Raw genomic sequence first — 1,639 nt, 5'->3', positions numbered from 1 at the left:
CCCCGCCATGCGCGCGGCGGCCGGCAGGCAGCGCGGCTGCGCCGCGGGGAAGCGGCCGGCCGTTCCGCCGCCGCGCCCGCCGCGGTCAGCCGCGCTGCGCCCGCGCGACCTTCAGCGGCCCCAGGTCGTAGCCATTCGCCCGGGCGATGCCGAGCGCCGTCTGCAACTCGGCCTCCGGCAGGCGCGGCGTGCGCGACAGCACCCAGAGCCAGCGGCGCGACGGCTCCCCCACCACCACCCAGCGGTAGTCGGGATCGAGGCCGAGCACCCAGTAATTGCCGAAGAAAGGCCAGAAGAAGCTGACGCGCAGCCGGGCATTGCCGCTGCCCTCCACCGCATAGGCCTGGCCCTCCGCCTGCCGCGGCCTGTCACCGTCCAGCGCATTCAGGCAGCGGTTCAGCACGCCGATGCGGCCATCCGGCCGCGGCGTGTAGGTGGCGGTGACATCCTCGCAGGAGACCGTCGCGGAATCCTGCGCCCACATCGGCAGCCGCGCCACCTCGTGCCAGGTGCCGAGATAGCGCTGCACATCAACGGCGGCGACCGGTTGCGGCGTGGTCGGGTCGGGCTGGGAGACGCAGGCGCCGAGCAGCAGCGCGGCGGCGAGGAGGGCGCGCCTCACGGCACCGCTCCCTCGGGCAGAGTCAGCGCGTGGTCGTACACGGCGCCCGCGGTGGTGATCCAGACCGCATTCCGCCGCGCGGCGATGGCGGAAAGCGCGCCGCGCAGCGCCCGCAGCCGGTAGGGCTGGCCGATGATGTAGGGATGCAGCGCGATGCCCATCACCTGCGGAATGCCGTCGCGCGCCACCTGCTCCAGCCTTTCCTCGAAATCCGCCAGCACCATGGCGGCGAACTGCTCCGCCCCGTCCTTGCGCGCCACCACGCTCGGGATGTCGTTCGCCTCCTGCGGGTAGGGGATCGCCAGCAGGCGGCCAGGGGCGGAGGGTCCGCGCGTCGCCATCCAGACCGGCTGGTCGTCCATGCACCAGTTCAGCGTGTAGCGGTAGCCGGCCTCCGCCAGCAGGTCGGGCGTCGTCCGGCTCTCGGCGATCCAGGGGGAGAGCCAGCCGCGCGGTGGCCGGCCCTCGTGCCGCGCGATCGCCGCGGTGCTCTCGGCGATCAGTCCGCGCTCGGCGGCCTCGTCCAGCACCGATTGCCGTTCGGAATTGGTGCGGCCATGGCCGGCGATCTCGTCGCCGCGGGCGCGGTGCGCCGCCACAAGGTCCGGCGCGTAGTCGTACATCGCGCTGTTCAGCAGCACCGTCGCCGGCAGGCGCAGCGCGTCGAGCATCTCCAGCAGCCGCCAGGCGCCGACGCGATTGCCGTAGTCGCGCCAGGCGTAGTTCAGCACATCCGGTTGCGGCCCCCCCGGCGCCAGCTCGGCGCCCAGCCCCTCGCCGAAGGCGAAATGCTCGAGGTTCACCCCGAGATAGACCGCCAGCTTCGCCCCGCCGGGCCAGGCATAGCGGGCGCGCCCGGGCCAGGGATGGTAGGCGTAGCGGCCATGGGTCGGCAGCATCGGGCAGGCACTCCGGAACGCTCCGCCGGCATGTGACGGCGCGGCCGCGCGGGCGCAAGCCGGGGCGGGCGACGACCGCCAGCGCCCGGGCCGGGCGCGCCGCAGCCTCCGGCGCGGG

At 74.4% G+C, this 1,639-nt stretch carries 2 protein-coding genes; both read right to left on the bottom strand.

Annotated features, from left to right (window positions below):
- Window positions 1–85 precede the first annotated feature (85 nt).
- A complete protein-coding gene (locus tag E2C05_RS31610; protein ID WP_133223560.1) occupies window positions 86–622 on the bottom strand; it encodes a lipocalin family protein in 537 nt (178 codons plus the stop codon).
- Window positions 619–1,521, bottom strand: coding sequence for a polysaccharide deacetylase family protein (locus E2C05_RS31605; protein WP_133223559.1), 903 nt, complete (start codon window positions 1,519–1,521; stop codon window positions 619–621). Before E2C05_RS31605 ends, E2C05_RS31610 begins: the two co-directional genes overlap by 4 nt.
- Between the last annotated feature and the right edge of the window lie 118 nt (window positions 1,522–1,639).

Origin of the sequence: Paracraurococcus ruber, assembly GCF_004353985.1 — a bacterium.
Lineage (GTDB): Bacteria > Pseudomonadota > Alphaproteobacteria > Acetobacterales > Acetobacteraceae > Paracraurococcus > Paracraurococcus ruber.
Note: the sequence above shows the minus strand (reverse complement) of the source record. Positions and strands in the feature narration are given on the sequence as shown.